Annotated in this window: 29 protein-coding genes and 1 riboswitch; of the genes, 17 read left to right on the top strand and 12 right to left on the bottom strand. The window is 68.4% G+C overall.

From position 1 onward, the window contains the following. Nucleotides 1–30: 30 nt before the first annotated feature. From ASC65_RS05270 to ASC65_RS05250, 5 genes are all read right to left on the bottom strand, one after another. A complete protein-coding gene (locus ASC65_RS05270) occupies nucleotides 31–2,433 on the bottom strand; it encodes a TonB-dependent receptor plug domain-containing protein (RefSeq protein WP_056450160.1) in 2,403 nt (800 codons plus the stop codon). Nucleotides 2,434–2,704: 271 nt separating this feature from the next. Further along, a riboswitch (SAM riboswitch) is annotated at nucleotides 2,705–2,816 on the bottom strand. Nucleotides 2,817–2,929: 113 nt separating this feature from the next. Further along, on the bottom strand, nucleotides 2,930–3,514 hold the full coding sequence (gene rplI / locus ASC65_RS05265; RefSeq protein ID WP_056450158.1) for a 50S ribosomal protein L9: 585 nt from the start codon (nucleotides 3,512–3,514) through the stop codon (nucleotides 2,930–2,932). Between the two features lies 1 nt (nucleotide 3,515). Next, nucleotides 3,516–3,791, bottom strand: a complete 276-nt coding sequence (gene rpsR / locus ASC65_RS05260; RefSeq protein ID WP_056450156.1) for a 30S ribosomal protein S18 — start codon at nucleotides 3,789–3,791, stop codon at nucleotides 3,516–3,518. A 12-nt stretch (nucleotides 3,792–3,803) separates the two neighbouring features. Beyond that, entirely contained in the window at nucleotides 3,804–4,190 is a 387-nt protein-coding gene (gene rpsF / locus ASC65_RS05255) for a 30S ribosomal protein S6 (RefSeq protein ID WP_056450154.1), read from the bottom strand. A 196-nt stretch (nucleotides 4,191–4,386) separates the two neighbouring features. Continuing rightward, a complete protein-coding gene (locus tag ASC65_RS05250) occupies nucleotides 4,387–5,823 on the bottom strand; it encodes a D-alanyl-D-alanine carboxypeptidase (protein WP_235561403.1) in 1,437 nt (478 codons plus the stop codon). A 306-nt stretch (nucleotides 5,824–6,129) separates the two neighbouring features. Between ASC65_RS05250 and phaP the strand changes: the two genes are divergently transcribed. The 5 genes from phaP to ASC65_RS05225 all read left to right on the top strand — a co-directional run bounded on the left by phaP (nucleotide 6,130) and on the right by ASC65_RS05225 (nucleotide 11,007). Beyond that, nucleotides 6,130–6,621, top strand: coding sequence for a TIGR01841 family phasin (gene phaP / locus ASC65_RS05245; RefSeq protein ID WP_082525870.1), 492 nt, complete (start codon nucleotides 6,130–6,132; stop codon nucleotides 6,619–6,621). A gap of 190 nt (nucleotides 6,622–6,811) precedes the next feature. Beyond that, complete coding sequence (clpS, locus tag ASC65_RS05240; protein ID WP_056450152.1) at nucleotides 6,812–7,144, top strand: ATP-dependent Clp protease adapter ClpS; 333 nt, start codon at nucleotides 6,812–6,814, stop codon at nucleotides 7,142–7,144. A gap of 11 nt (nucleotides 7,145–7,155) precedes the next feature. Then, nucleotides 7,156–9,465, top strand: coding sequence for an ATP-dependent Clp protease ATP-binding subunit ClpA (clpA, locus tag ASC65_RS05235; RefSeq protein ID WP_056450151.1), 2,310 nt, complete (start codon nucleotides 7,156–7,158; stop codon nucleotides 9,463–9,465). 113 nt (nucleotides 9,466–9,578) lie between these two features. Then, nucleotides 9,579–10,424: a hypothetical protein gene (locus tag ASC65_RS05230; RefSeq protein WP_056450149.1), complete on the top strand. Its 846-nt coding sequence runs from the start codon at nucleotides 9,579–9,581 to the stop codon at nucleotides 10,422–10,424. A gap of 1 nt (nucleotide 10,425) precedes the next feature. Beyond that, on the top strand, nucleotides 10,426–11,007 hold the full coding sequence (locus ASC65_RS05225) for a DUF4287 domain-containing protein (protein ID WP_056450147.1): 582 nt from the start codon (nucleotides 10,426–10,428) through the stop codon (nucleotides 11,005–11,007). Here the strand turns inward: ASC65_RS05225 and ASC65_RS05220 are convergent, their stop codons facing one another. After that, nucleotides 11,008–11,313 (bottom strand): CsbD family protein, encoded by a 306-nt coding sequence (locus ASC65_RS05220; RefSeq protein WP_056450145.1) that lies wholly within the window; start codon nucleotides 11,311–11,313, stop codon nucleotides 11,008–11,010. Between the two features lie 248 nt (nucleotides 11,314–11,561). Between ASC65_RS05220 and ASC65_RS05215 the strand changes: the two genes are divergently transcribed. Continuing rightward, entirely contained in the window at nucleotides 11,562–12,152 is a 591-nt protein-coding gene (locus ASC65_RS05215) for a DUF2239 family protein (protein WP_056450143.1), read from the top strand. Here ASC65_RS05215 and ASC65_RS05210 read toward each other — a convergent pair. From ASC65_RS05210 to cobS, 3 genes are all read right to left on the bottom strand, one after another. Beyond that, nucleotides 12,149–12,625, bottom strand: a complete 477-nt coding sequence (locus ASC65_RS05210; RefSeq protein WP_156459556.1) for a hypothetical protein — start codon at nucleotides 12,623–12,625, stop codon at nucleotides 12,149–12,151. The two genes, ASC65_RS05215 and ASC65_RS05210, sit on opposite strands and share 4 nt — an antisense overlap. A 90-nt stretch (nucleotides 12,626–12,715) precedes the next feature. Next, nucleotides 12,716–13,300 (bottom strand): hypothetical protein, encoded by a 585-nt coding sequence (locus ASC65_RS05205; protein WP_056450139.1) that lies wholly within the window; start codon nucleotides 13,298–13,300, stop codon nucleotides 12,716–12,718. Beyond that, on the bottom strand, nucleotides 13,300–14,304 hold the full coding sequence (gene cobS, locus ASC65_RS05200) for a cobaltochelatase subunit CobS (protein WP_056450137.1): 1,005 nt from the start codon (nucleotides 14,302–14,304) through the stop codon (nucleotides 13,300–13,302). Before cobS ends, ASC65_RS05205 begins: the two co-directional genes overlap by 1 nt. A 126-nt stretch (nucleotides 14,305–14,430) precedes the next feature. Between cobS and ASC65_RS05195 the strand changes: the two genes are divergently transcribed. Genes ASC65_RS05195 through ASC65_RS05180 form a run of 4 tightly spaced genes read left to right on the top strand, consistent with a single transcriptional unit; the run spans nucleotide 14,431 to nucleotide 18,093 of the window. Continuing rightward, nucleotides 14,431–15,057 carry a TetR/AcrR family transcriptional regulator gene (locus ASC65_RS05195; protein WP_056450135.1) on the top strand — a complete coding sequence of 209 codons (627 nt, stop codon included), beginning with the start codon at nucleotides 14,431–14,433 and terminating at the stop codon, nucleotides 15,055–15,057. Then, nucleotides 15,054–16,034 carry an HlyD family secretion protein gene (locus tag ASC65_RS05190; RefSeq protein ID WP_056450133.1) on the top strand — a complete coding sequence of 327 codons (981 nt, stop codon included), beginning with the start codon at nucleotides 15,054–15,056 and terminating at the stop codon, nucleotides 16,032–16,034. Before ASC65_RS05195 ends, ASC65_RS05190 begins: the two co-directional genes overlap by 4 nt. Then, nucleotides 16,031–16,966, top strand: coding sequence for an ABC transporter ATP-binding protein (locus ASC65_RS05185; protein WP_056450131.1), 936 nt, complete (start codon nucleotides 16,031–16,033; stop codon nucleotides 16,964–16,966). The genes ASC65_RS05190 and ASC65_RS05185 overlap by 4 nt, the downstream gene beginning before the upstream one ends. After that, a complete protein-coding gene (locus ASC65_RS05180) occupies nucleotides 16,966–18,093 on the top strand; it encodes an ABC transporter permease (RefSeq protein ID WP_056450129.1) in 1,128 nt (375 codons plus the stop codon). The genes ASC65_RS05185 and ASC65_RS05180 overlap by 1 nt, the downstream gene beginning before the upstream one ends. Here ASC65_RS05180 and ASC65_RS05175 read toward each other — a convergent pair. Together ASC65_RS05175 and ASC65_RS05170 are read right to left on the bottom strand one after the other, a co-directional pair. Further along, nucleotides 18,090–18,518, bottom strand: a complete 429-nt coding sequence (locus tag ASC65_RS05175; protein ID WP_056450127.1) for an organic hydroperoxide resistance protein — start codon at nucleotides 18,516–18,518, stop codon at nucleotides 18,090–18,092. The genes ASC65_RS05180 and ASC65_RS05175 overlap by 4 nt on opposite strands. A 252-nt stretch (nucleotides 18,519–18,770) precedes the next feature. Next, complete coding sequence (locus tag ASC65_RS05170; protein WP_056450125.1) at nucleotides 18,771–19,439, bottom strand: J domain-containing protein; 669 nt, start codon at nucleotides 19,437–19,439, stop codon at nucleotides 18,771–18,773. Between the two features lie 45 nt (nucleotides 19,440–19,484). On the opposite strand from ASC65_RS05170, the gene ASC65_RS05165 reads away from it, so the two are divergent. The 7 genes from ASC65_RS05165 (at nucleotide 19,485) to ASC65_RS17105 (ending at nucleotide 26,347) form a co-directional block, all read left to right on the top strand. Beyond that, entirely contained in the window at nucleotides 19,485–19,784 is a 300-nt protein-coding gene (locus ASC65_RS05165) for a BolA family protein (RefSeq protein WP_056450485.1), read from the top strand. Nucleotides 19,785–19,872: 88 nt separating this feature from the next. Then, nucleotides 19,873–21,690 (top strand): ATP-binding protein, encoded by a 1,818-nt coding sequence (locus ASC65_RS05160; protein ID WP_056450123.1) that lies wholly within the window; start codon nucleotides 19,873–19,875, stop codon nucleotides 21,688–21,690. 140 nt (nucleotides 21,691–21,830) lie between these two features. Next, nucleotides 21,831–22,367 carry an RcnB family protein gene (locus ASC65_RS05155; RefSeq protein WP_056450122.1) on the top strand — a complete coding sequence of 179 codons (537 nt, stop codon included), beginning with the start codon at nucleotides 21,831–21,833 and terminating at the stop codon, nucleotides 22,365–22,367. A gap of 118 nt (nucleotides 22,368–22,485) precedes the next feature. Further along, nucleotides 22,486–24,180 (top strand): cisplatin damage response ATP-dependent DNA ligase, encoded by a 1,695-nt coding sequence (locus ASC65_RS05150; protein ID WP_056450120.1) that lies wholly within the window; start codon nucleotides 22,486–22,488, stop codon nucleotides 24,178–24,180. A 43-nt stretch (nucleotides 24,181–24,223) separates the two neighbouring features. Next, a complete protein-coding gene (locus tag ASC65_RS05145; protein ID WP_056450118.1) occupies nucleotides 24,224–25,105 on the top strand; it encodes a mechanosensitive ion channel family protein in 882 nt (293 codons plus the stop codon). 3 nt (nucleotides 25,106–25,108) lie between these two features. Continuing rightward, a complete protein-coding gene (locus ASC65_RS05140; protein ID WP_056450116.1) occupies nucleotides 25,109–26,122 on the top strand; it encodes a threonine aldolase family protein in 1,014 nt (337 codons plus the stop codon). Between the two features lie 66 nt (nucleotides 26,123–26,188). After that, nucleotides 26,189–26,347 carry a hypothetical protein gene (locus ASC65_RS17105; protein ID WP_156459555.1) on the top strand — a complete coding sequence of 53 codons (159 nt, stop codon included), beginning with the start codon at nucleotides 26,189–26,191 and terminating at the stop codon, nucleotides 26,345–26,347. A 2-nt stretch (nucleotides 26,348–26,349) separates the two neighbouring features. Here ASC65_RS17105 and ASC65_RS05135 read toward each other — a convergent pair whose 3' ends face one another. Beyond that, nucleotides 26,350–26,922 carry a sigma-70 family RNA polymerase sigma factor gene (locus ASC65_RS05135; RefSeq protein ID WP_082525869.1) on the bottom strand — a complete coding sequence of 191 codons (573 nt, stop codon included), beginning with the start codon at nucleotides 26,920–26,922 and terminating at the stop codon, nucleotides 26,350–26,352. Nucleotides 26,923–26,959 lie beyond the last annotated feature (37 nt).

Genomic DNA, 26,959 nt, shown 5'->3' with positions numbered 1-26,959 from the left:
CGGACGGCTCTCCGTCCGCGCCGCCGCCCGTCACCAGTTCAGGCCGACCCGGGCGTAGATGAAGCGCCCATTGAAGCCGAACGGTGAATAGAAGGGGAAGCCCAGCACGCCGTTGCTGTTCAGGGCGGCGGGCACGGCGTCCGGGTACTCGTCGAAAGCGTTGTCGACGCCGAGCGCCAGGGTGACCCGGTCGTTCGGCTGGAACCGGCCCTCGAAGTCGAACACGGTCTTGTCCCCGGTCGAATAGTCCGAGGCCGGGGTCGAGCCCGGTTGCAGTACGTCGCCGTAGTAGGTGGCGCGCCAGGTGACGCCCCAGCGGTTGTAGGTCCAGTCGGCGTTGGCCGAGACCTTGGTGTCGGGAGTGCCCTGCTGGATGGTCTCGATACGGCTGCGTCCGAACAGCGGAGGGACCGGGTTCAGGACTGACGAAGAGGTGGGAATGCGGGTCACCTCCACATCGTTGAAATTGGCCGCCAGGGTCAGGTCCAGGTCGCCCTGGTCCTCAGTGCGCAGCCGGTAGTGGCCGACCACGTCCACGCCCTGGGTGGTCGTGTCGACGCCGTTGAGGAAGAAGCGCGCCGCCTGCACGCCCAGCGGATCGAGCAGGGAGGCGACCTGCGGGCTGAAGCTGCGGTTGATGTTCTCCGACAGGACGATCTGGTCCTCGATGTCGATCTGGTAGGCGTCGATGGTCAGGTCGAAGTCGCCCAGGCGGAAGACCGCGCCGAGCGTGTAGTTGACCGAGGTCTCGGCATCGAGCGGCTCGGCCCCGAGCACCGAGGCGACGACGCTGGTGGCCGGGAAGGTCCCAGTCTCGACGACCACGCCGTCCTGCACCACCGATGCGGTCGAGGTGAAGAAGGACTGCTGCAGCGACGGGGCGCGGAAGCCCGTCGAGATCGAGCCGCGCAGGGCGAAGGCGTCGTTGAAGTCGTAGCGGGCCGACAGCTTGCCGGTGGTCGAGGTCCCGAAGTCCGAATAGTCCTCGAAGCGCACGGCGCCGGCGATGGTGAACTGTTCGGTCACCGGGGCCTCCAGGTCGAGGTAAAGGCCGACGGCGGTGCGGTCCTCATCGACCTCGTTGGAGGGCTGGAAGCCGGGGAAGCCCTGGGCCCCGCCGGCCAGGGCGGTGTTCCCGCCCAGCGGGCCGCGGTTGTAGGACTCCGGCTGGCCGGCCTCGATCTCATAGGTCTCCTGCCGCGCCTCGAGCCCGGCGGCGACATTGAGCGGGCCGTAGAGGCCCACCTCGAACGGGCGGGTGACGTCAGCGCCGAACACCAACTGGCTGTAGATCAGCGAACCGGAATCGAAGCTGGTCGGGGAGTCCGCGCCATAGGTGGCGTTGAGCGAGTCCTCGGTGCGGAAGTCCAGCGCGTTGCGGCCGTAGACCAGGTTGATGTCCGTCGCCCAGCCCGCGGCTTCGCCGCGCACGCCGCCGGCCAGCGACAGGTCCTGAGAGTTGATGGCGATCTTGGGCAGGAAGCCGTTCGGATAGATCGCCGCGACGTTGTTCACGTTGCTGGCCAAGCGCGGGAAGGCGGCGCCTTCGCTGTCGCGGTCCTGGTAGCCGGCCCAGCCGTAGGCTTCCCAGGTCGGGGACAGGTCAATGCCGGCGTTGGCGAACAGGGTCCATTGCTCGACTTCCGGGTCGCCGAAGCGGGCGGTGACGGCCGGCGGCGTGACGCGTGGATCGAGGTCCGAGCGGTTGGTCGGGTCGCGCTGGAGGTATTCGGCGCTGACGGTCAGGAAGCCGTCTTCGCCGAGGCCGAAGCCCTGCCAGGCGGCGGCGGTCAGGGTCTGGCCGTCCTCGGTGTCGCGGCCGCCCGTGCGGGCCGTGTTGACCGAGGTGAAGTACTGGCCGGCCGTGAAGGTGGCGCCGCCGCCGTGGTCGGCCTCGCGCAGGCGAAGGTTGATCACCCCGGCGATGGCGTCCGAGCCGTATTGGGCCGAGGCGCCGTCGCGCAGCACCTCGACCTGGTTGAGGGCGGCCGTCGGGATGGTGTTGAGGTCTACCGCGGCCGAGCCTCGGCCGACCGAGCCGTTGACGTTGACCAGGGCGGAGGCGTGGCGGCGGGTGCTGTTGAGCAGCACCAGCGTCTGGTCCGGGGACAGGCCGCGCAGGGTGGCCGGTCGGATCGAGTCCGTGCCGTCGACCACGGAGGGCCGTTGGAAGGTCAAGGACGGGACAGACTGGGCCAGGGCGGCGGCCAGCTCGGTGGTGCCGCGGTTCTGGATGGTCTCAGCGGTGACGACGTCGACCGGGGCGAGGGTGTCGAGGCGAGAGCGGTTGGGCGCGCGGGTGCCGGTGACGACGACGTCGTCGACGGCGGCGGCGTCTTGCGGGGCGGCGTCCTGGGCGGAGGCGGCGCCGGCGAGCAGGGCGGTGGCCGAGGCGGCGAAGGCAAGGGTGGTGCGCAGCGATTGGGATTTCATGATGCGATCTCGATGAGGCGCAGGCGCTTGTCCGGCGTCGCGCGCAGCGATCGCCGAGGGGCCTGCTTTGATTGTGGGGTTCAGTCCGGCGCTACGGCCGGAGCGTCAGGCGATCAGAGCCGCCGCCGACATCGCATCGGGCCCGTGCACCGCGGACGGACGCCGGCGGCGAGGGCGATCAGGCAGTGAGGCGTGAAATCACGCATGCTCGTCTCCCGCTCGATCGGGAACCGCTTCGGTGCCAGTATGGGAGGGGGGCGCGTCGGCCTGCCTCTCATCTGCCGCGACCCGGGGAGGGGTCCCGAAGGAGTTGGCACCTTACGGCGGGCCGCAGGTTGCCCCGGCGTCCAAGGGCCTTTTCCCTCAGCCGGTCTCGATGAGCAGTTGCGATATTGCGATGCAGCAGAAAGCGGTCAAGGTCGTGACCGAAAAAAGTTCGGCGGCGCAGGGTTTCCCCCACGCCGCCGTGACTTCAGTACGTCAGTACCAGGATGACTTAGGCTTCCGAGCCCAGGCCTTCCTGTTGGCCGGCGCCGCCGGCGACCATGTCAGCGGCCTGTTCGGCAGCTTCGGCACGGTCCTGGTCGTAGGCCGACTTGATGACGTCCTCGCCCTTCGCCTGACGCTCGGCTTCGTCAGCCGAACGCGCGATGTTGATCTTGACGGTGGCCTGGACCTCGGCGTGCAGGCGAACCAGCACTTCGTGGACGCCCAGCGTCTTGATCGGCGTGTTGAGCACGACTTGCGAGCGCTCGACCTTGCCGCCTTCGGCCTGGATGGCTTCGGAGACGTCGCGACCGGCGACCGAACCGTACAGCTGACCCGTCTCACCCGCCTGGCGGATCATGACGTAGGTCTGGCCGTCGATCTTGTCGGCGACCTTCTGCGCGTCGGCCTTGTTCTTCTCGTTGCGCTGCTCAATGGCGGCGCGATCGAGTTCGAAAGCCTTCAGGTTGGCGGCGGTGGCCCGACGGGCCTTGTCGCGCGGGAGAAGGAAGTTGCGAGCGAAGCCGTCCTTAACAGTGACGACGTCGCCGATGGCGCCGAGGTTCTCGACGCGTTCGAGCAGAACGACCTTCATCTTACTTCACCACGTAGGGCAGGAGGGCCAGGTAGCGGGCGCGCTTGATGGCCTTGGCCAGTTCGCGCTGCTTCTTCTGGGAAACGGCCGTGATGCGCGACGGGACGATCTTGCCGCGCTCGGAGATGTAGCGCTGCAGGAGCTTGACGTCCTTGTAGTCGATCTTCGGAGCGTTGGCGCCGGAGAACGGGCACACCTTGCGGCGGCGATAGAAGGGGCGACGGGCGGGGCCGGAGCCGGCCGGCGCGCCCGGAGTCGGGGCGGTGGTGTCGGTCATGATCCGGATTCCTTAGTCAGCGGCTTCGACGGCGTCTTCGCGGGGCGTGCGCTCACGCTCGCGCTCACGCTCGCGTTCACGGCGGGCCAGCAGCGGCGACAGTTCGAGGTCGAGTTCCTCGACGCGGACGGTCAGCCAGCGCAGCACGTCTTCGTTGATCGACAGCTGACGCTCGACTTCGGCCATGGCGGCCGGAGGGGCGTCGACGGCGAGCAGCGAATAGTGAGCCTTGCGGTTCTTCTTCACGCGGTAGGTCAGGTTGCGCAGACCCCAGTACTCGATCTTGGCGACGGAACCGCCGCCTTGGGTGATCAGGTCCTTGATGGTGTCGTTCAGCGCTTCGGCCTGCTGCGCCGAGATGTCCTGGCGCGTCATGACCGTGTGCTCGTAAAGAGCCATGCGGTTATTCTCCCTTGGTGGGCGTCGGCGCGAGGGGACCGGGTAGTCCCGCCCACGATGGATCCTGAAGCGGCGGCCGGGATGACTTCCCGAACCCTTTGGAACTCCGCGTCAGGACCGACGTCCTGGAAAGGCGGCGCGTATAGGGGAAAACCGGCGCTCCGGCAAGGCGGCGACGGCTTGGGCCGGAACCGACTTACTGCGGGCGGATGACCATGCAGGTGACGCGGCGTTCCGACAGGGCGTCGCAGGCGGCCCGAGCGGTCGTCTCGGTCATGCCGGTGAAGCGCGAGCGGTACCAGCCCTCGGCGTTCTGGACGGTGCGCTCGGCGCCGGTGAACTGAGAGCGGAAGCGGCGATTGACCTCGGTCAGCCAGTCGCGGGCGACATCCTCTTCGCGGAAGGCTCCGACCTGGACCATCCAGTGGCCGGCGGGCTCCCGGGCCGGCTCACGCGCAGCGGCCGGTCGGGCCGGCCGGGCGGGCGGCGGGGCGACCGGAGGCGTCGCTCGGGCCGGGGCGGCGGCGCCGCCGTTGAGCGAGGCGGTCATCTCGCCGGCGCCCATGTCGCTGCGCAGCAGGGCGGCGACCGTCCGCTGTTCGGACGGAGCCGGAGTCACCGCGCGCGGCGCATTCATGTGCGGGGCCGGGGGCAGGGAGGTGTAGCTGACGGCGGTCGAGCCGGCGGCGTCGTCTTCGTCATTGCCGGGCGCCGAGGCGTACTGGACCGGGCCGTTGCTCTCCGGCCCGACGCCGAATCCGCGTTGCTCGAAATAGGTCTGCGCGACCTGGATGGTCTGACCGCCCTGGCGCAGGCGCTCGACCTCGAAGCCGGTGTCCATCAGCGAGGCGACGTGAGTGTTGCGGCTGGCCGTCGAACGACCGCCCAGCACGACGGTGATCAGCCGCTTGTCGCCGCGCACCGCCGAGGCCGCCAGATTGTAGCCCGAGGCGTTGGTGTAGCCCGTCTTCATGCCGTCATAGCCGTTGCCGCCGTGCAGCAGGCCATTGGTGTTGCGGTAGGTGCGGCCGTTGTAGACCCAGTCGTGCAGGCCGAAATATCTATAGTACTGCGGATAGTCGCGCATCACGGCGCGGGCCAGGATCGCCAGGTCGCGGGCCGAGGTCAGTTGGCGGGCGTCCGGCAGGCCGTTCGGATTGACGTAGCGGGTCTGGGTCATGCCCAGCTCGCGCGCCTTAAGAGTCATCTGGGCGGCGAATCGATCCTGTGAACCGCCGACGTGTTCGGCGATCGCCATGGCCATGTCGTTGGCGCTGCGCACCGCGGTGGCCTTCATGGCGTCGTCGAGGGTGATGGTCTGGCCGGCGGCGAGGCCCAGCTTGGACGGCGGCTGGCTGGCGGCGCGGGGCGAGACGGTGATCACGTCGTCCAGCTTCACCTTGCCCTCCGACAGGGCCTCGAAGGCCAGGTAGAGGGTCATGACCTTGGTGATCGAGGCGGGATAGCGCCGGCTGTCGGCGTGTCGGGCGAACAGAACCTCGCCTGTCTCGGCGTCGACCACGATCGCGGCGTAGCGCGCATTATCGGATGACTGGGCGACGGGCGGGGGAGCAGTCGGCGTCGCCACCAGGGCGGCGACCAGCAAAAGCGACAGGAATCCCCGACGGATCATGGCGGCAATCGACAAGCGCAGGCCTCATTACAATGCGCGACGGCGGCCCCACCACGCGACGCAGATGAAAGGCTATCATGCGTCCTCGGGGTTTCGTGAGGGTAAACAAGCCGTCAACGGTTTTGTGAAGCGCATTCGCCCCACAGGTGCGGCCGTTCGCGTGTGACACTATTGTGCAGCGCACAAAAACGCCTTGACCTTCCTTCGCAGGTGCACCATATGCCTGTCTGTCGCGGTGGGCTTCGCCTGCTGCGAGAAAAAAATTCATCACAGCGGCCAAGCCGCGACAGGTTCAGGAGAGATACCATGGCCGACAGCGCCGAAACCGTGAAGAAGACCGTCGAAACCGCCACCGCCCAGGTCAAGGCGACCGGCGAGAAAGTCCAAGCCCAGGCCGAGAAGTTCCAGGCCGCCGGCGCTCAAGCCTTCCGTGAAGCCGCCGACAAGTCGGTCGCCGGCCTCACCGAGCTGAACGTCCAGGGCAAGCAGAACCTCGAAGCCCTCGTCGCCTCGGCCGCCGCCGCCCAGAAGGGCGCCGAAGCCCTGTCGGCCCAAGGCGTCGCCTATTCGAAGAAGACCTGGGAAGACGGCGTCGCCGCGGCCCAGTCGCTGGCCGCCGCTCGCTCCATCCAGGAACTGATCGAACTGCAGACCTCGTGGGCCAAGTCGGCCACCGAGTTCTACCTCTCGGAAGTGACCAAGGCGACCGACACCCTGACCGCCTCGGTCAAGGACAGCTTCAAGCCGATCAACGAGCGCGTCACCGCCTCGGTTGAACGTTTCCAGGCCGCTCGCTGAACCCTGGCGAACTGAAAACGTAAAGAAGGCCCCCGGCGCGTTCTCCGGGGGCCTTTTCTTTGCCTGCTCCACAGCTGATGCGCGCGTGCAACCATGCGCAGGGCTCTCACGTAAGCTGTGACTGGACGCATCTACAAATCAGGCCATCATTCCCTATCTGTCCTTTCGACTCCCACTAATCGGACAACGAATGCCGCCGTCACGTAAGGCCGGTGATCAAGGTGGAGGCCTCGGCGCCGCCACGGTCACTGAAACAAAGCCGAAGCTTCAGAAGCCCTCGCTGTATCGAGTGCTCATCCTGAACGACGACTACACGCCGATGGAATTCGTCGTCTATGTGCTGGAGCGGTTCTTCCAAAAGAGCCGCGAGGACGCGACCCGCATCATGCTGCATGTGCACCAGCATGGCGTCGGGGTCTGCGGCGTGTTCACCTACGAGGTAGCCGAGACGAAAGTCGCCCAGGTGATCGAAACCGCCCGTCGCCACCAGCACCCGCTGCAATGCACGATGGAAAAGGACTGAGAGGAACCTCCATGCCTTCGTTTTCCCGTCCTCTCGAAGAGACCCTGCACCGCGCCGTGCATTATGCGAACGAGCGCCGGCATGAGTACGCCACGCTCGAGCACCTGCTGCTCGCCCTGGTCGACGATCCAGATGCGGCCAATGTGATGACCGCCTGCAATGTCGACCTGGTCAGCCTGAAGACGGCGCTGACGCTCTACGTCGACACCGACCTGGCCGCCCTGGCCACCTCGGACGGCGAGGACGCCAAGCCCACCGCCGGCTTCCAGCGCGTGATCCAGCGCGCCGTGATCCACGTCCAGTCCTCGGGCCGCGAGGAGGTGACCGGGGCCAATGTGCTCGTGGCCATCTTCAGCGAGCGCGAGAGCCACGCCGCCTACTTCCTGCAGGAGCAGGACATGACGCGGTACGACGCGGTCAACTTCATCGCCCACGGCATCGCCAAAAAGGCCGGCGCCACCGAGAACCGCCCGGCCAAGGCCGGCGCGAGCCCTGAGGACGCCGAGGACGCCGCCGCCGCCAAGACCGGCGGCGAGGCGCTCGAGGCCTATTGCGTCGACCTCAACGAGAAGGCCCGCAACGGCAAGATCGACCCGCTGATCGGTCGTCACGCCGAGGTCGAGCGCTCGATCCAGATCCTGTGCCGGCGGACCAAGAACAATCCGCTGCTGGTGGGCGACCCGGGCGTCGGCAAGACCGCCATCGCCGAGGGCCTGGCCCGCAAGATCGTCAACCACGAGGTGCCCGACGTCCTCAAGGACGCCACCATCTACTCGCTCGACATGGGCGCGCTGCTGGCCGGCACCCGCTACCGGGGCGACTTCGAGGAGCGGCTGAAGCAGGTCGTGAAGGAGCTGGAGAGCCACGACAACGCCGTGCTGTTCATCGACGAGATCCATACGGTGATCGGCGCCGGCGCGACGTCGGGCGGGGCCATGGACGCCTCGAACCTGCTCAAGCCGGCCCTGGCCTCGGGCACCCTGCGCTGCATGGGCTCGACGACCTACAAGGAGTACCGCCAGCATTTCGAGAAGGATCGGGCCCTCGCTCGCCGCTTCCAGAAGATCGACGTCAACGAACCCACGGTCGACGACACCATCAAGATCCTGAAGGGGCTGAAGACCTCCTACGAAGGCCACCACAAGCTGCGCTACACCGACGCCGCCATCCGCACCGCAGTGGAGCTGTCGGCGCGCTACATGACCGACCGCAAGCTGCCGGATAAGGCCATCGACGTCATCGACGAGGCCGGCGCCTCGCAGATGTTGCTGCCCGAGTCCAAGCGGAAGAAGGTCATCGGCCAGAAAGAGGTCGAGGCCGTCATCGCCAAGATGGCCCGCATCCCGCCGAAGTCGGTGTCCAAGTCCGACACCGAGAGCCTGCGGGAACTGCAGCGCGACCTGAATCGCGTCGTGTTCGGCCAGGAGGCGGCCATCGAGCAGGTCTCGGCGGCCATGAAGCTGGCCCGGGCCGGCCTGCGCGACCCGCAGAAGCCGATCGGCGCCTTCCTGTTCTCCGGCCCGACCGGCGTCGGCAAGACCGAGGTGGCCAAGCAGCTCGCTTCCACGCTGGGCATCGAGATGCTGCGCTTCGACATGTCCGAGTACATGGAGCGGCACACCGTCTCGCGTCTGATCGGCGCGCCTCCGGGCTATGTCGGCCACGACCAGGGCGGCCTGCTGACCGACGCCGTCGACCAGCATCCGCACGCCGTGGTCCTGCTGGACGAGATCGAGAAGGCCCACCCGGACGTCTACAACATCCTGCTGCAGGTGATGGACAACGGCCAGCTGACCGACGCCGTCGGCAAGAAGGTCGACTTCCGGAATGTCATCCTGATCATGACCACCAACGCCGGCGCCGCCGACAACGCGCGGGCGGCCATCGGCTTCGGTCGCGGCAAGGTCGAGGGTGAGGACGAGAAGGCCATCCAGCGCCTGTTCGCGCCGGAGTTCCGCAACCGCCTCGACGCCATCGTCGCCTTCAAGGCGCTGGACGCCGAGACCATCAAGTCGGTGGTGACCAAGTTCATCATGCAGCTGGAAGCCCAGTTGGCGGATCGCAACATCACCATCGAGCTGACCGACGAGGCTGCGGACTGGCTGGCCAAGAACGGATTCGACGAACTCTACGGCGCCCGGCCGCTGGCCCGGACGATCCAGGAGAACATCAAGAAGCCGCTGGCCGACGACATCCTGTTCGGCCGCCTGACCCGCGGCGGGCACGTCAAGGTCGAGCTGAAGGACGGCAAGATCGCCTTCGACATCACCCCGGCGACCGGTTCGGCCGCCAAGGTGCGCGAGGACGAGACGGCCGAGTAGTCGGTCGTCACTGGACACTCAGGGCCGCCGGGCGTGCAGACGTCCGGCGGCCTTTTGCTGTCTGCTCTTGCCGTGGCGCGAGAGCAGCGGTTGAGTTCAGGCTGGAGGACGCGATGCCCAGGATCCTGCTGCAGACCACCATCCCCTTCGTCGAGGACGACTGGCATATCGGCCGGTTCTCGCGCCTGACGGCGCACCTTGCGAGCCTGCCCGACGCCGAGGTGACGGCGCGCGACCGGGCGGTTCCGGGCGGCCAGACCGATCCGGTGCTTGGCGGCCTGGCGGCCAGCGACTTCGACCAGCTGTGGCTGTTCGCGGTCGATGTCGGCGACGGTCTGAACGCCGAGGAGTGCGCCGCCATCGGGGCGTTTCGCGCCCGCGGCGGCGGGGTGATGATCACCCGCGACCACATGGACCTCGGCTCTTCGGTCTGTTCGGTCGGCGGGGTGGGCGAGGCCCACTATTTCCACTCCAGCAGCCTGGATCCAGACCCCGACCGCAACTGCCGGGACGACGTGGAGACGGGCTATATCGATTTTCCCAACTACCACTCGGGCTCGAACGGCGACTGGCAGCCGGTGCAGGTCGTGGGCGAAGTGCATCCGCTGCTGCGCGATGAGGACGGCCGGGCGCTGGACCGCCTGCCGGCCCATCCACACGAGGGCGGGGTCGGGGCGCCGGCGGGCGTGGGCGAGGCGCGGGTGATCGCCACCGGCGCCAGCACGGTCACGGGCCGACCGTTCAACCTCGCCGTGGCCTTCGAGGGCGGCGCGGGGCAGGGGCGGGGACTGGCGCAGAGCACCTTCCACCATTTCGCCGACTACAATTGGGACCCGCGCGACGGCTGCCCCAGCTTCGTCAGCGAGGCGCCCGGCGACGGCATGCTCCGCGACCCCGAGGCCTTGCGCCAGACGCAGCGGTACATGACAAACCTCGCCAGGTGGCTGTCGGGAGGGTGAGATGTCGACCGCGGGGATGACCGAGCGCCAGAAGAAGTGGTTCGCGACGGTCCAGGCCAATTTCGAGGCGCAGACCGGCAAGCCGATCGAGGCCTGGGTCCAGATCATGAGGGCCTGCCCGGAGACCGCGCACCGCGCCCGGCTGGCCTGGCTGAAGGCCGAGCACGGGATCGGCCAGAACCACGGCTCCCACATCCTCGACGCCTGCGCGCCCCAGGGCCAAGGGCTGGGCTGGGACGATCCGGAAGGGCTGCGCGCGGCGCTTTGGAAGGACCCGGCGTCGCTGGCGGTGCTGGAGGCGCTAGAGCGTGTCGCCGGCGGGGTCGACGGCGTCGTGCAGGGTCAGCGCAAGGGCTACACACCGTTCTCGCGGGCGGTGCAGTTCGCGGCGGCGCGGCCGCTGAAGGGCGGGCGGGCGCTGCTCGGGCTCAAGCTGGACGCGACGGCGTCGGACCGGCTCAGCCCTGCGGTGCGCAAGGAGAGCTGGTCCGAGCGGCTGGTCTCGGTGGTCGAGCTGGACGAGCCGGGTCAGGTCGATGCGGAGATCGCCCGGCTGTTCAGCCTGGCCGCCGACAACGGCTGATCAGCGGCGACGGCCGAGGCCGGCCAGCAGCACGGCGACGCCGGCCACGATGCCGGTGGTCAGCAGGGGTTTGCGGCGGGCGAAGTCGACGCCCTTGCGCGCGTGCTCCTGGTACTGGGCCGGGGCCTTGTCGACGAGCTTTTCGACGCCGTCGATGACGCGGCCGTAGCCTTCCACGGCCTTGCCCTTCACCTCGTTGAACTTGCCCTCGAGCTGCAGCTTGGTGTCGCCGGTGAGCTTGCCGAGGCCGTTCTGGACCTGGCCTTCGGTCTGGGTGGCGAGGCCTTCGATACGTTGGTCAGTCATTGCGCTACTTCTTCTCTGGTGATGCGAGCCGGGGAGGCTCCCTGCCAAGCGCGAAGGGGAGGTGGCGGTTCCGACGAAGGGGCCCGGGACGAGGGATTAGGGACCAGGGGCGGCCGAGCGTGGCCCGGATGCAGCGTTTCGTTCTCCTTGACGCCTGGTCCCTGCGCCTCAGACCATCTTTTATCCGGGCAATATTGACTCGCCATTTTCGTCCGGGTAAATCCGCTCCGTCTTCGAGGAGCTCCGCCATGTCCGTCGCCGCTGATCATCCTGTCTTCGCCTTTGAGGACGACCGCCTGCTCGCCCGCGGCCCGGCCGCCGAGGTCGTGGCGGCGGTCAAGGCGGCGGCTGAGGCGGGGCGGGACGCCCTGAGCTTCGACGCGGCGACGGGCAAGGTGATCGACTGGGACCTGCGCGGGACGGTCGGCGAGGTTGTGGCGCGGCTGGCGGCGCCGCCGGAGCCCGAGAAGCGCGGACCGGGGCGGCCGAAGCTGGGGGTCACGGCGCGCGAGGTGACCCTGCTGCCGCGCCACTGGGACTGGCTGGCCTCCCAGCCGGGCGGCGCTTCGGTGGCGCTGCGCAAGCTGGTCGAGGCGGCGCTGAAGGAGGCCGGGGGCCCGGACCGGGCGCGGAAGGCCAAGGACGCGACCTATCGGTTCATGACGGCCGTGGCCGGTGATCTGGCTGGCTACGAGGAGGCGGTGCGCATGCTGTTCGCGGGCGACTGGACGGCGTTCGACGCGGCGGTCGAGGGCTGGCCGGCGGACCTGCGGGAGACCGTGCGCGGGATGGCCGAGGGGGCTTGGCGGAATGGGGCCTCTAGGCCGCAAACATCCTAGTCCGATTTCGAGGGCGCAGGTACGGGCGGAATCGGAAGCGGCGGAATGTGCTCGTAGCCCGGCCGCGGGCCTCGCCGGCGATCCGGATCCGGCTCGGATGTCAGAACCCAGTTCACGCCTTCGGGCGGAGTGATCGCATTACGGTCCTGGCACAAGGCCAGCGCCATCCTGCGATAGTTGGAGTTCATGTTCCGGTCGAGGACTTTGACCTGGCCGTCTCCATCCCAGTCAGCCGCACGCGGACCGTTCGCGGAAATCCGCCATTCGGCCGGCTTCGCCTCAGAGGGCGGAAAGCCTGCAATGATGATGCGGGACGGCTCGGCGTCCTGCCAGTACGTCATAAGGGAGAAGGGTTCGATGGCGCCGTCGATGTCCATTAGGCCGCAGACTTGGCGTGATCCGAGTCCCCCGTTCAAGGACGACTGGGAGAGAATCCGGGCCGTCGGGCGCTCGACCCGCAGTTCGGCGAACATCTGCTCGTCCGTCGGGCGCGGAGGGCGGACGTCTGTCGACGTCTGCACCAGGACGGCGGCCAGGGCGATCAGACCGAGCCCCAGCACGACCTAGCGCGGCCCGAAGAGCATATCGGTCAGCGCCTTGGCCTGCTCTTCGGCGCGGCGCTGGCGAGCGGGATCGGGATGGGGCTCAAGCTCCGTCACCCAGGTCGTGCCCTCCGGGGCGACAAGCGACCTGCAAGAGCTCAGCGCCATCCAACGGTCGCTGATCATCCGGTTTCGATCCCGACGATCGATGCCGTCTGCACCCGCATCGACCAGTACCGGCGCGTGGATGTAGGATTTCCAGTGCGCAGGCTCGGCGGGAAGCGGCACTGTGGACGCAGGCCGCATGACGCCGTCCTCGCCACGAACTTCGATCCTGATCGGTGGGATCCGCTCAGGTTTCGCGTCCTGCCAGGCGGTCATGATGTGAAAGGGTTCAATCTGCCCGTTCACCTCGAACAGGCCGCAGCCATCACGGGCGCCGCCGCGCGGCGTGTCGTGGAATTCGCTCGACACGATGCGCGCACCGGGGACTTCCGCCTGCACAGCGGCCAGGAGCGCTTCGTCGGAGGGGCGAGGCAGCCGCTCGGCGGCGGCCTCTTGCGGAAGGATCAGGGCCAGAAACGCAGCCAACACACTCGAAATCATCACCCCACCTTCACCCGCGTCGCCGCTTCCGGGAGATCTTCCCCGAACGCGCGCTGATAGAACTCCGCGATGGTCGGGCGCTCCAGTTCGTCGCACTTGTTGAGGAAGGTCAGGCGGAAGGCGAGGCCGATGTCGCCGCCGAAGATGGTGGCGTTCTGGGCCCAGGTGATGACGGTGCGGGGACTCATGACGGTGGAGATGTCGCCGTTCATGAAGGCGTTGCGGGTCATGTCGGCGACCCGGACCATGGCGGCGATGGCGCGCTTGCCCTCTGCGGAGCTCCACTCGGGCGCCTTGGCGACGACGATCTCGGCCTCGACGTCGTGGTCCAGGTAGTTGAGCGTGGTCACGATCGACCAGCGGTCCATCTGGCCCTGATTGATCTGCTGCGTGCCGTGATACAGGCCCGAGGTGTCGCCCAGACCGATGGTGTTGGTGGTCGAGAACAGGCGGAACCACTTGTTCGGGCGGATGACCCGGTTCTGGTCCAGCAGGGTCAGGCGGCCCTGGGCTTCGAGCACGCGCTGGATGACGAACATCACGTCCGGGCGGCCGGCGTCGTATTCGTCGAACACCAGGGCGACCGGGCGCTGTAGCGCCCAGGGCAGCATGCCCTCGCGGAACTCGGTGATCTGCTTGCCGTCCTTGAGGACGATGGCGTCCTTGCCGACCAGGTCGATGCGGCTGACGTGGGCGTCGAGGTTGACGCGGACCATGGGCCAGTTGAGGCGGGCGGCGACCTGCTCGATGTGCGTCGACTTGCCGGTGCCGTGATAGCCCTGGACCATGACGCGGCGGTCGAAGGCGAAGCCGGCGCAGATGGCCAGGGTCGTCTGCGGGTCGAAGCGGTAGGCCTCGTCGATGTCCGGGACGTGGCTGTCGCGCTCGTTGAAGGCGGGCACGACCATGTCGGAATCGATCCCGAAGGCCTCGCGCACGGTCACCTTGCGGTGCGGTTCCAGCGTCAGCAGGGAGTCGGGGGAGGCGTCGAGCAAGGCGGTCATACGCCTCCATTAGAAAACCGCAGAGGCGGGGTCCAGCGTCGCGCATGAGGCTTGCGGAAGAACGGCGCTTCACAAACGCCCTCTGTGAGCGTAATAACTGACCGGTCAGTTATTAGAGGTGAAGCCATGCTCCCCGCCGGCGAACCAAAATTCCGCCGCCGTCCGGCCGACCGCCCCGCAGAAATCCTCGCCGCCGCCCTTGAGGTCTTCGCCGAGCGGGGCTTCCACAGCGCCCGGCTGGAGGAGGTGGCCCAGCGGGCCGGCGTCTCGAAGGGCGCGCTGTATCTGTATTTCGAGACCAAGGCCGACCTGTTCCGGGCCGTGGTCGCCGACGCCATCGTGCCGAACCTGGAGCGCGTGCACGCCATGGTCTCGGCGGATGTGCATTTCGACCAGGCGGTGCGCATCGGCCTGCGCATGCTGGCGGCCAAGATCATCAGCGACCGGCGTATCACCGGCGTGGTCAAGCTGGTCATAGCCGAAAGCCGCAACCACCCGGAATTGGCGGCGATCTGGCACGAGACCGTGGTCGAGCCCGGCATCGGCCTGATGAGCGGGCTGATCGCCGAGGCGCAGAAGCGGGGCGAGGTGCGGGCCGGCGATCCGCGCCTGTTCGCCTTCGGGATCATGGGACCGATGGTGCTGTCCATGGTATGGCGCGAGACCTTTGAACCGGTCGGGGCCCAGCCGATCGACGTGGTCGCTCTGGCGGAACAGCATCTCGACACCGTCCTGACGGGGATGCGGCCATGAAGCATCCGCCGTTGCGGCTCGTCCTGGCGATCGGCGCGCTCGCCGTCATCGGTCTTCTGGCCTGGCTTCTGTTCTTCCGCGACGGCGAGGCGCGGACCCTGACCGGCTATATCGAGGGCGACCGGGTCTATCTGGCCGCGCCCGTATCCGGCGCGGTGGTGCAGCTGTACGTCCGCGAGGGCGAGCGGGTTGCGGCCGGCGGGCGCACCTTCCTGATCGATCCGCAGATCCAGCGCGCCCAGGCCGCCAGCGCCGCCGCCGCCGTCGGCGCGGCCCAGGCCCGCACCGAGGACCTGCGCAAGGGCGATCGGGCCCAGGAGCTGGCCGTGTTCGACGCCGAGTTGAACGCCGCCCTGGCTAGCCAGCACGAGGCCGAGGCCGAGTTCGGCCGCATCGAGCCGCTGGTGCGCCAGGGCATCTACGCCCCGGCGCGGTTGGACCAGGTCAAGGCGGCCCGCGACTCCGCCCGCGCCCAGACCGCCGCCGTGCGCCGCCGCCGCGAGGTGGCCGAGCTGGGCGCGCGCGAGGACGCCATCTCGCAGGCCGAGCAGCAGGCGGCCCAGGCCGCCGGCGGGCTGAACGAGGCTGAGGCCCGCCTCGGCCAGCTGGCCCCGGCGGCGCCCCGCGCTGCACGGGTGGAGGAGGTCTTCTACCGTCCGGGCGAATGGGCCGCGGCCAACGCTCCCGTCCTGGCCCTGCTGCCCGACGACGAGATCACGCTGGTCTTCTTCGTGCCGCAGGCCGAGATGGCCCGCTATCGGCCCGGCCAGACGGTCCGCTTCCGCTGCGACGGCTGCGAAGGGGAGGGGGCGGCCCGGATCACCTGGGTCAGCCCGCGGCCCGAGTTCACGCCGCCGGTGCTCTACAGCAAGGGCAGCCGCGATCGGCTGGTTTATCGCGTGGAGGCCGAGCCGCAGAACGCCGCCCGGCTGAACCCCGGCCTGCCGGTGGATGTGATGCCGCTGGCCGCCAGATGACTGCGCCCGACCATGTGATTGACGTCAGGGGGCTGAACAAGTCGTTCGGCGCTCTGCATGCGGTGAAGGACTTCGGCATCACCGTCGACCGCGGGCGCATCTGCGGCTTCCTGGGACCGAACGGCGCCGGCAAGACCACGACCCTGCGCATGCTCTGCGGCCTGCTGACGCCGGACAGCGGCGAGGGCGAGGTGCTGGGCTTTGACGTCATGAAGCAGTCGCGGCTGATCAAGCAGCGGGTCGGTTACATGACGCAGAAATTCTCGCTCTATGAAGACCTGTCGATCGAGCAGAACCTGACCTTCACGGCCCGGGTGCACGAGCTGGACCGCCGCCGGGAGCGGGTCGATGCGGCGCTGGAGCGGCTGGGTCTGACGGCGAGTCGGGCGCAGCTGGCGGGGACGTTGTCGGGCGGCTGGAAGCAACGGCTGGCCCTGGCCGCCGCGACCCTGCACGAGCCGGACCTGCTGCTGCTCGACGAGCCGACCGCGGGTGTGGATCCGGAGGCGCGCCGCACCTTCTGGGACGAGATCCACGCCATGGCGGCCGAGGGCATGACCGTCCTGGTCTCGACCCACTACATGGACGAGGCCGAGCGCTGTCACGAGATCGCCTATATCGCCGGCGGCCGGACCCTGGCGCGCGGCACGGCGGACGAGGTCATCGCCGCCTCCGGCCTGGTCACCTTTCATGCCGAGGGGCCGGGTGCGGACCGGCTGTCGCGCGAGCTGCGCGACAAGCCCGGGGTCGAGATGGCCGCGCCGTTCGGGACGGTGCTGCACGTCTCCGGCCGTGACCGGGCGGCGCTGGAGGCGGCCATCGGCCCCTATCGCAAGCCGCCGCTGGTGTGGAGCGAGACGGAGCCGACGCTGGAGGACGTGTTCATCCAGCTGATCCACGACATCAACGCCGAGAAGGCGCGAGCGGCCTGATGCTCTCGCTGACCCGCACCTGGGCCGTGATGGCCAAGGAGTTCGTCCAGCTGACGCGGGATCGGCTGACCTACGCCATGATCCTGATGCTGCCGATCGTGCAGTTGCTGCTGTTCGGCTACGCCATCAACGACGACCCGCGGCACCTGCCGACGGCGGTGCTTGTGCAGGACAATGGCGGCTTCTCGCGCTCGATCCTGACGGCCATGTCGAACAGCGGCTATTTCGACATCACCCTGCAGGCGCGCAGCCAGGCTGAGCTGGACCGCGCGCTGGCGCGGGGCGAGGTGCAGTTCGCGGTGGTCATCCCGGCCGACTTCACCCGGCGGGTGGTGCGCGGCGACGCGGCCCAGATCCTGGTCGAGGCCGACGCCACCGATCCCTCGGCGACCTCGGGCGCCGTGGCCGCCATCGCCAACCTGCCGGCCCAGGCGCTGAGCCGCGAGCTGACCGGACCGCTGGCCAGCCGGGCCCCGGGCGGCCAGCCGTTCGAAGTGGTGGTCCACCGCCGCTACAATCCCGAGGCCATCACCGCCTACAACATCGTGCCGGGCCTGCTGGGGGTGATCCTGTCGATGACCCTGGTGATGATGACCTCGCTGGGCATGGCGCGGGAGCGCGAGCGGGGCACGATGGAGAGCCTGCTGGCTACGCCGGTCCGACCGCTGGAGGTCATGGTCGGCAAGCTGGCGCCCTATGTGCTGGTCGGGCTGCTGCAGGCCTGCGTGATCCTGGTCATGGCGCGGGTGCTGTTCAGCGTGCCGATGAGCGGCGGTTGGCTGGCGCTGGCGGCCGGGCTGATGTTGTTCATCATCGGCTCGTTGGCGCTCGGCTTCCTGATCTCGACGGTGGCCAAGACCCAGTTGCAGGCCATGCAGATGAGCTTCTTCTACATGTTGCCGTCGATCCTGCTGTCGGGCTTCATGTTCCCCTTCCGGGGCATGCCGGAGTGGGCGCAGGCGATCGGCACGGCGATCCCCGTCACCCACTTCCTGCGGGTGGTGCGGGGATCGCTGCTCAAGGGCGTCGGGCTTGAGAACGCCGGCGGAAGCCTGTTCGCCCTGGCCCTGTTCGTCCTGGTCGTCGGGACCCTCGCGATGCTCCGGTACCGGACGACGCTGGACTAGACCGCCTTCAGCGCCACATCGACGTTGCCGCGGGTGGCGTTGGAGTAGGGGCAGACCTGGTGGGCCTTCTGGATCAGGTCGTCGATGACGGCCTGGTCAAGGCCGTGGTCGCTGATCGTCAGGTCGACGTCGAGGTTGAAGCCCTCGCCGCGGGTGTTCTTGCCGAAGCCGATGCCGGCCGTGACCTTGGTGTCGGGACCGACGGGCGTGCCCGCCTTGCCGCTGACCAGCCGCAGGGCGCCGAGGTAGCAGGCGGCGTAGCCGGTGGCGAACAGTTGCTCGGGATTGGTGCCGTCGCCGCCCTTGCCGCCCATCTCGGTCGGAACGGACAGGCGGACGTCGATCTTGCCGTCGTCGGTGGCCGAACGGCCTTCGTCGCGGCCGCCTCCGGAGGCGGTGGCGTGGGCGCGGTAGAGGACTTCCATGGCGAGGCTCCTGTGGTGGGAGCCCTGGAGATAGGCCCGGGCGCGCCGAACGCTAGTGAGCGCTTCCCGCGAAGCGGGGGATGAGTTTGACGGTGCTGGTTCGTCACGAAGGGCACAAAGGGATCACAAAGGACACGAAGGGACTTGCGCCAAGTGCGCCGGTCCCGCTGCGCCCTTCGTGCCTTCTTCGTGTTCTTTGCGACCAACCTACCGGCCGCGAAGCGGCCCTCGAACGGACGCCCGCTTCGCGGGTTAGGCCAGTCCCGCCTTCTTGAGCGTCTTGTAGGCCTTGATAACGCGCTGGAGCTTGGCTTCGGCGCCGCGGTCGCCCGCATTGTGGTCCGGGTGGAAGCGCTTCAGGAGCTCGTGGTAGCGGACCTTGATCGCCTTCTTGTCGGTGCGGACGTCGAGGTCCAGGTCGGCCAGGGCGGTGCGCTCCAGCTTGCCGAGGCGCAGGCCCTCGACCTCGCCCGGCGCGGGCTCGCTGGTCCGGCGTCCGAACAGGCCGAAGCTGTCGCGCCACGAGCCGGTTCCGGTGTTGTTGGCCGTGCCGACCTTGGCGGCGAAGGCCGCGGCCTCGCGCGTGAACTTGCCGGCCTTCATCTCCCACGTGGGCCGGCCGCCGGTCATGGCTTCGTTTTCCTTGGCGGCGCGGACCTCGCCCTCGGTCATGCCGGCGTAGAAATTCCAGCCCTTGTTGTACTCGCCGGCGTGGCGCTGACAGAAGTCGTAGAACTCGTGCAGCTGCTCGCGCGACTTCGGCGCCCGGGCCGTGGCGGCCTGGCGGCAGTCGGGCCACTGGCAGGGTTTCTCGCCGGGCTTCAGGTGCAGGACGTCGGCCTCCGCCGCCTCCTCTTCGGGGCGGGGCGGCTTGATCCGCATATCCTTGAATCGCGGCTTGTATTGAAACGCAGAAGACATCGCCCGAAGTGTAGGGTCGAATTGGACGCCAACAAGGACAAGCGCATGCCGGAAGGCCCGATCGCGACGATTATTCGCGAAAAACTCACAACCGGGCTGTCTCCGGAGCGTCTGGAGATCGAAGACGACAGCGCCCGGCACGCCGGCCACCACCACGAAGGCGGCATGGACGCCAAGCCTGGCGGCGAAAGTCACTTCAACATCGTCGTCGTCGCAGCGGCCTTCGAAGGGCAGGGACGGGTGCAGCGCCAGCGCGCCGTCAACACGCTGTTGCGCGACGAGCTCGCGGGCCCGGTGCACGCCCTGTCGATTCGCGCCCTGACCCCCGCCGAAGCCGTGAAATAACGTTGTTTGTCATGAAAGCGTCAGTGTTCACTTCGTCTTAGGCTCTTGTCCCTAGCGTTCGCGGCGGGTTGAGAGGGAGCTTCTGCGCATGGTGGAATCCGACGGGATCAGCAAGCCAGTGGTGGGCGAGCCGCGCGCCGGCGAAGCCGCACAGGCGCTGCGCGCGATCCTGCAGACCCAGTACCTGCGCTATATGATCATCGCCTGCTGGGCCGTGGGCCTGCTGGCCGTCGTCGGTCCGATCGCCGCCACCGTCTGGTTCTTCGGCACCATCCTCGCCGGCGCCGTGCGCGGCGCTGTCGAGAAGCGGATCAGCGAGCGCGTCGGCGCGGGCTGGGGTCTGGTCTTCCCGGCCGTCGCCACCGCCACCACCGCCGCCTGGGCCACCGCGCCCTTGCTGGCCTGGTTCTCGGGTCACCCCTTCGGCCAGCCGCTGGCCATGACCCTGCTGGTCTCGGGCTATGTGCTGGTGTTCGCCCAGCTGCGCAGCTCGCCCAAGCAGGCTGTCGTAATTTCTTCGCCCTACAGCCTCGCCGCGACGGTCATCGCCGGCTCGCTCTGGGGCTCGGACCTGTTCTGGCCCTTCCTGGCCGTGGTTCCGTTCACCGCCGCCGGCCTGGTCGTGCTGGTGCTGATGACCATGCTGCGCGAAGAGCGCATTCGCGCCTTCCAGGAACACCAGTCCCACCTGATCGAAGAGCTGGAGGCCGCGCGCGACCGGGCCAACGCCGCCAGCGAGGCCAAGTCAAGCTTCCTGGGGGTCATCTCTCACGAACTGCGCACGCCGATGAACGGCGTCCTGGGCGCCGCCCAGTTGCTCGGCGCGACCCGGCTGGAGCCGACCCAGCGCGAGTACCTGTCGATCATCCGCAACTCGGGCGACAATCTGCTCAGCCTGCTGAACGACATCCTCGACATGACCAAGATCGAGGCGGGCAAGATGACCTTCGAGGTGGTCGATGTCGCCGTGGACGACCTGCACAAGCGGGTCACCGGTCCCTTCCAGGCCCAGGCCGAGGCCAAGGGTCTGACCTTCAACGCCCGCTTCGAAGGCGAGGCCCCGTCGGTCGTGCGCGGCGATCCGCTGCGCGTCTGCCAGGTGATCCACAACCTGCTGTCCAATGCGGTGAAGTTCACCGACGGAGGCGAGGTCACCTACACGGTTCGGTCGCAGCGCGTGTCGGATGACCGGGTGTGCTTCGAGTTCGCCGTCACCGATTCCGGCGCCGGCATTGCGCCCGAGGATCTGGCGCGCCTGTTCCAGCCCTTCACCCAGGTGGACGCCTCGTCGACGCGTCGCTTCGGCGGCACGGGCCTGGGCCTGACCATCTCGCAGCGCATGGCCAATATCATGGGCGGCGGCATCACCGTCGAATCGACTGTGGGCAAGGGCTCGACCTTCACCTTCCGGGTCGAGGCCGAGGTGGTCGAGTGGACCCGCGAGGAGGCTGCGGCTCCGATCGTCGCCGCAATCGAGGATGGCCGCGCCCTGAATGTGCTGGTGGTCGAGGACCACCCGGTCAACCGCATGATCCTGGAAGCCTGGATGGGCTCGGCCGGGCACACCTCGGCCACCGCCGAGAACGGCCAGATCGCGATCGAGATGGCGGCGGAGCAGCGCTTCGACCTGATCATCATGGACGTGAACATGCCCGTGATGGACGGCCTGACCGCGACACGCGGCATCCGCGCCGGCGGCGGCGTCAACAGCGACACTCCGATCGTCGTCCTGTCGGCCTCGGCTCGCACTGAGGATCACGAGGCCGGTCTCGAGGCCGGGGCGGACGCCTACCTCAACAAGCCCATCGATTTCGCCGCCCTCGCGACGGTGATGAACCGCGTCGGCGCGGGCCGGGCCGGCGTGCGTTCGCTGGTCGAGACGGACCAGGAAGCCGCGGCGGCCTGACGGCTGCGCAATACTGACGTTCAAAAAGCGGCGCCGTTCTGAACGGCGGGTGAGCAGAGCCGTTCAGACCCAGCTCAAGGGCCAGGGACCAGATTGCGGGCAAGTCGAGATCAATCGACCGCATCTGGAGAATGACTCTCATGAAAAAGGCTCTCACCGCCGCCCTCGCCGCCACGATCGCGATGACCTCGCTGGGCGTGGCCTCCGCCGCCGAGGCGCAATCGCGCGGCGGCTACGAACAGCGCCACGACCGTCAGGACCGTCGTGACGACCGCGATGACCGTCGCGAGCATCGTCAGGATGCCCGCGAGGATCGACGCGAGCACCGCCAGGACGCCCGCGACGACCGTCGCGAGCACCGCCAGGACGCCCGCGACGACCGTCGCGAGTACCGCCAGGATCAGCGCAGCTACGCCCGCTGGCAGCGCGCCGAGCGCCGATACAATGCGCCGAGCCGCTACTACGCCCCGCGCGGCTACCAGACCCGCCAGTGGTCGTACGGCCAGCGGATGCCGTCCTACTACCGGTCGAACCAGTATGTGGTTCGCGACTACGGCCGCTATGGCCTGCGCCAGCCGCCGCACGGCTACCAGTATGTCCGCAGCGGCAATGACGTGGTTTTGGCTGCGGTCGCCGGCGGTCTGATCACCGCGGTCATCGCGGGCCTGTTCAACTAAGGCCGGGTTCGGTCCGGGAGGCGGTTCCCCTCCCTACGTCGCCTGGGCCGTGCGCGCCCCCGAGGGAGACCTCGGGGGCGTTTGCGCGTTTGCAGGGCCTGTTCCACCTTGGGTTTCCATGCGCGCCTTCGCCGAACTGCTGGATCGCCTGTCCCTGACGGCCTCGCGCAACGCCAAGCTGGTGCTGCTGCGCGACTATCTGCGCTCGACCCCGGACCCGGACCGGGGATGGGCCCTGGCGGCGCTGACCGGGGACCTGACGTTCGACGCCGCCAAGCCGGCGATGATCCGCAAGGCCGTCGAGGCGCGGATCGATCCGATCCTGTTCGGCTGGTCCTACGACTATGTCGGCGATCTGGCCGAGACGGTGGCCCTGATCTGGCCGCGCGATCCGGATCACCGCCCCAACCGCGAACCCGAGCTGGCCGAAGTCGTCGAGGCGCTGCGTACGGCCGGGCGAGGACAGGTGGCGGCCCTGCTGGAAGGCTGGCTCGACGCCCTGGAGCCCAAGGGCCGTTGGGCCCTGCTCAAGCTGATGACCGGGGGCCTGCGCGTCGGCCTGTCGGCGCGACTGGCCAAGACGGCGGCGGCGATGATCCGCCCGGCGGCCGTCACCGAGCCGCCTGATCCCGAGGGCGGCGAGGCCGTCACGCCGCTGGAGCCCGTCGACGCCTCCGACATCGAGGAGCTGTGGCACGCGCTGACGCCCCCCTATGCGGACCTGTTCGCCTGGCTCGAGGGGCGGGGAGAGCGGCCCAGCGCCGACGCGCCCGGGCGCTTCCGGCCGGTCATGCTGGCCGTGGCCATCGACGAGGCCGTCGACTTCGACAAGCTGGACCCCGCCGACTACGCCGCCGAATGGAAGTGGGACGGCATTCGCGTGCAGGGGGTGCGCGAAGGCGGGACGGCGCGGCTGTACTCCCGCACCGGCGACGAGATTTCGGGCGCCTTTCCCGACGTGATGGAGGGCTTGGCCTTCGAGGGCGCGGTGGATGGCGAATTGGTGGTCTGGCGAGATGGGGCGGTGGCGCCCTTCGGCGACCTGCAGCAGCGGCTGAACCGCAAGACGGTCGACGCGAAGATGATGGCCGCCCATCCCGCGGCGATCGTCGCCTATGATTTGCTGGCCGAGTCCGGCGAGGACCTGCGCGCGCTGCCGCTGGTCGAGCGGCGGCGACGACTGGTGGCGCTGGTCGAGGGCGGAGGCGGGGAGCGACTTCATCTGTCGCCTGTGGTGCCCTACGCCGACTGGGACGAGCTGGCGCGCCTGCGTGCGGACCCGCCCGTCGGGGCGGCGGCCGAGGGGCTGATGTTGAAGCGCTGGGACAGCCCCTACCTGGCCGGGCGGCCGAAGGGGCCGTGGTTCAAGTGGAAGCGCGATCCGCACGTCATCGATGCGGTGCTGATGTACGCCCAGCGGGGACACGGGAAGCGATCGAGCTTCTATTCCGACTACACCTTCGGCGTCTGGACGGAGGAGGGGGCGCTGACCCCGGTAGGGAAAGCCTATTTCGGCTTCACCGACGAGGAGTTGAAGCAACTCGACAAGTTCGTGCGCGATCACACCATCGAGCGGTTCGGGCCGGTGCGATCGGTGCGGGCCGAGCGGGACTTCGGCCTGGTGCTGGAGATCGCCTTCGAAGGGCTGAACCGTTCGACGCGGCACAAGTCGGGCGTCGCCATGCGTTTCCCGCGCGTCAGCCGCATCCGCTGGGACAAGCCGGCGCGAGAGGCCAACACCATCGGCGATGTGATGGACCTGCTGGACGCGATCGAGAGCGGCGGCGGCCGTCTGTCGCGGGCGATCGGCTGAGCTTCGGGGTTCCAATCCGCCGATCAGGCGTTAGACCCGGCTCATGATTTCAGACTCGACCACGCTCGCGGGCAAACTCGCCGTTCCCGACCTTCGCTACGACGCCGTCCTGGCGGCCAAGCTGATCGACATGCTCGGCGACCTCGCCGTGAATCTGGTCGTCGCCGCGCTGATCCTGATCGCCGCCTGGGTGGCGTCGCGCTGGTTGTCGCAGATCGTCGTGCGGGCGCTGGGACGGCTCAAGTCGAACCGTAACGACGCCACGCTGCCGGGCTTCCTCGGCGCGGTGGTCCGGTGGACCATCCTGATCATCGGCCTGATCGCGGTGCTTCAGCGTCTCGGCGTTCAGACCACCTCGATCATCGCCGTCCTAGGCGCCGCCTCCCTGGCGGTCGGCCTCGCGCTGCAGGGCGCGCTGTCGAACGTGGCGGCGGGCGTCCTGCTGTTGATCCTGCGGCCCTATCGGGTCGGCGACCAGGTCGAGATCGGGCCGTTCCAGGGCGTGGTGAAGCGGCTCGACCTGTTCATCACCGAGATCGCCACCTTCGACAACCGACGGGTGACCGCGCCCAACAGCAAGATCCTGAGCGACTTCATCGTCACGCGGACGGCCTATCGTCGCCGACGCATCGATGCGGCCTTCAACGTCCGCTACGACACCGACCTGGACAAGGCCTTCACCGTGCTGATCAAGACCGCCGCCGGCGTGGAGGATGTACTGGCCGATCCGGCGCCGACGGCGGAAATCACCGCCTTCAAGGACAATGTCATCGAGATCACCTTGCACGCATGGGTGAAGACGTCAGATTACGGCGCAGCCAAGCCTGAGGTGATCCTGGCTGCGAAGCGGGCCCTCGACCGGGCCGGCGTCGTGCTTCCCAACACCTTCCAGGCCGGGACCATTGCGCCGGCTGCCGCGGACTAGGCCATGCGTTACGATTTCGGATCCGATAACACCGCCGGGATGGCGCCGGCGGCGCTGCAGGCGATCGTCGACGCCAATGACGGCTATGCGCGCGCCTATGGTGCGGACGACGTCACGACGCGGGCCGCCGACCAGATTCGCCGCCGCCTCGACGCCGACGCCGAGATCCGCTTCGTCTTCTCGGGTACCGCGGCCAACGCCATCTGCCTGTCCATGCTGGCCTGGCCGCACGAGGCGGTGCTGGCGCACCACGCCGCCCACGTCTGCACCGACGAGACCGGCGCGCCCGGCTATTTCGGGCAGGGTGTCGGCCTGGTCGGCCTGCCGGGCTTTTCCGGCAAGATCGATCCCCTGTCTCTGCGCGAGGCGCTGGAGGAACCCGAGGTCGGCCATCGCCAGCCGCCCGCCGCCCTCAGCCTGACCCAGTCGACCGAGTACGGAACGGTCTACACCGAGGAGGAATTGCGCCATCTGATCGAGCCGGTGAAGCTGAAGGGCTATGGCGTGCATCTGGACGGGGCGCGGCTGGCCAATGCGGCGGCGGCCGGTTTCGACCTGACGCAGATCGCGCGGCTGGGCGTGGACCTGCTGGTGTTCGGCGGGGCCAAGGCCGGGGCCAATTGCGCCGAGGCCATCGTGATGTTCGACAAGTCGCTGGCGCGTCGCATCGACAACCGGTTGAAACAGGCGGGACAGACGGCGTCCAAGGCTCGCTTCCTGGCTGCGCCCTTCCTGGGTCTGCTGGAGAGCAACGCTTGGGAGGACGGCGCCGCCCACGCCAACCGCATGGCCCAGCGCCTGGCGGAGGGTATCGAGACCGGCACCAACTTCGTCCTCGCCCATCCGGTGGAGGCCAACGCCGTCTTCGTGCGCATGCCGCCCATCGCTCACCAGCGCCTGAACGAGGCGGGCTGGGCCTGCTACCGCTTCGATGACGGCTCGGTTCGGTTCGTCTGCTCCTGGGCGACGACCGAGGACGCGGTCGACGCCGTTCTGGACGCGATCCGGTCTCTCTGATACGGCGAAGCCAAGTCGATCCCGTAATTTAAGGGGTCGGTCTGTCGGGGGGCGACAGGAACACCGATGACCCAAGCGCGCAAACTCACGCCTAAGGCGTCGGTCGACGATGTCCTGCAGGACGCGTTCCGGCACATCGAGGCCCAGCCGGTGCCGGATGTCATCGACGCCCTGATCGACAAATTGGCTGGAGAACCGGAGGACGCCGGGGAACCCCGGTCCTGACCTCAGTACGCGCCGCGTGGCATGTCCATCGCTTCGGCGAGACGATTACGGGCGCGGTTTACGCGGCTCTTGATGGTCCCCAGGGCGCAGCCTGCGATCTCGGCTGCCTCCTCGTAGGACAGGCCGGCCGCCCCGACCATGACGATGGCCTCGCGATGCTCCGGCGGCAGATCGTCCAGGGCGACCTTCAGCGCGTGCAGCTCGACGGTCCATTCCTGGCTGCCCTCGGCCGTCAGGCGCGCTGCGTGGCGACCCTCTTCATCGGCGATCTCGCGGCTGCGCTTGGCCACGGACGAGTACCAGGAGTTCCGCAGGATCGTGAACAGCCACGCCCTGAGGTTGGTCCCGGCCTCGAACCGGTCGCGGTAGGTCCAGGCCTTGGTCAGGGTCTCCTGCACCAGGTCGTCGGCGTCGGCGCTGTTGCGTGACAGTGACCAGGCGAAAGCGCGCAGGGAGGGGATCTTGCGGGTCACCGCCTCGCGCCAGCAGTGCCGATCCACAATGCCGGCCGGAGCATCTCGCTCAGGTTCGGAGGCGGCGTCAGGTACCTCGAACGGCGCGCTCGGCAGCGTCATGCGGACAGGCTCTTGGGGCGGCAGGTGGATCGCCGGA

The organism is Brevundimonas sp. Root1279, assembly GCF_001425945.1.
Lineage (GTDB): Bacteria > Pseudomonadota > Alphaproteobacteria > Caulobacterales > Caulobacteraceae > Brevundimonas.
The sequence above is the reverse complement of the archived record's forward strand: the minus strand, read 5'-3'. Positions and strand labels throughout refer to the sequence as shown.